This window comes from Streptomyces sp. NPDC059696 (assembly GCF_042733745.1).
GTDB lineage: Bacteria > Actinomycetota > Actinomycetes > Streptomycetales > Streptomycetaceae > Streptomyces.
The window spans coordinates 1-1,443 of the sequence record NZ_JBHWFG010000108.1 but is presented as its reverse complement, the minus strand read 5'-3'; the positions used below and the strand labels follow the sequence as shown (position 1 = coordinate 1,443).

2 pseudogenes are annotated in these 1,443 nt (G+C 64.9%); both read left to right on the top strand.

The window, feature by feature from the left end:
- Window positions 1-855, top strand: a pseudogene (locus ACFV20_RS36930) (sugar phosphate isomerase/epimerase and 4-hydroxyphenylpyruvate domain-containing protein); the annotation flags it as partial.
- Window positions 856-900: 45 nt separating this feature from the next.
- Window positions 901-1,443, top strand: a pseudogene (locus tag ACFV20_RS36925) (hypothetical protein); the annotation flags it as partial.

The following is a 1,443-nucleotide window of genomic DNA, read 5'->3' as shown; positions in this document are numbered from 1 at the left end:
GACGTCCAGCTCTGGACCATGGGCCAGGCCCGCGTGATCATCAACGAGCAGGCGGCCTCGCACTCGGAACCGGCTATCGCCGCTTTGGGGTTCGACGTCGATTCGCCAGTGATTGCCTCCGCTCGCGCCCAGCAACTCAAGGCGCCCGTGGTTGCGCGCAAAGTCCAGGCCGACGAAGAAGTCTTCCAAGGCATCTCCGCTCCGGACTCCACCGAAATCTTCCTGTGTCAGGGAAGCCCGGACGGCACCGCCGCGTGGACCCACGAGTTCGGCGAGGGGCTGGAACACCCCCGCGCACATCAAAGCGCCGTGATTGACCACGTAAACCTGGCCCAGCCCTGGCAGCACTTCGACGAAGCCGTCCTCTTCTACACCAGCGCGCTGGCCCTGGAACCGCAGCCGTTCGCGGAGGTCCCGAGCCCCAGCGGCCTGGTGCGCTCGCAGGTCATGGAAACCACTGATGGCGCGGTCCGGCTGGTGCTCAATCTGGCTCCAGTGCAGCAGGCATCCACACCCAAGACTTATCAGGAACACATCGCGTTCGCTGTGGGGGACCTCGTGGCCACGGCCCGGTCCGCCCGCGATCGTGGCCTTGAGTTCCTGCAGATTCCGGCCAATTACTACGAGGACCTGGACGCCCGGTTCGATCTTGAACCCGGCTTCCTGGCCACCCTCCAGGAACTCAACCTGCTGTATGACCGGGACGCCAACGGCGAATTCCTCCACTTCTACACCGCCACTGTGGGCAGCGTGTTCTTCGAAATGGTGGAGCGCCGCGGCAACTACGACGGCTACGGAGCCCCGAACGCCCCCGTCCGCCACGCCGTCCAATACGACTCACTCCACCGGGCATAGCTGCCTGGACCTGACAAAGAACCCACCAACCGAAAGGAGCCGGCTGTGCCGCAAGACACCACTGCACAAGCTCTCGAAGAATCCGAGGAACTCGTGCCGCCCGCTGAGCCGCATGCCGCGCACGATTCCAAGAAAGTGGAAACCCAAGGGGATCTCAGTGCTGAGATCAAGTCCATCGGAGACCGGTACGCCGAGGCCTTGAAGAACGGCAAGGCGCCGGAAACCATGCCGCGCCTGGACTACGCTCCGTATCGCAGCAGCATCCTGCGGCACCCCACCAAGAGCCTGCACCACGCGGACCCGGAGACGATCGAGCTCTACTCGCCCGCGTTCGGACACCAGGATGTGCACGCGCTGGAATCGGACCTGACCATCCAGCACAACGGCGAGCCGCAGGGTGAGCGCATCATCGTGGCCGGCCGCGTCCTTGATGGTGACGGCCGCCCGGTTGCCGGCCAGCTGGTGGAAATCTGGCAGGCCAACGCATCGGGCCGCTACATCCACAAGCGGGACCAGCACCCCGCCCCGCTGGATCCCAACTTCACCGGCGTCGGACGTTGCATCACGGGTGCCGACGGCTCCTACTCC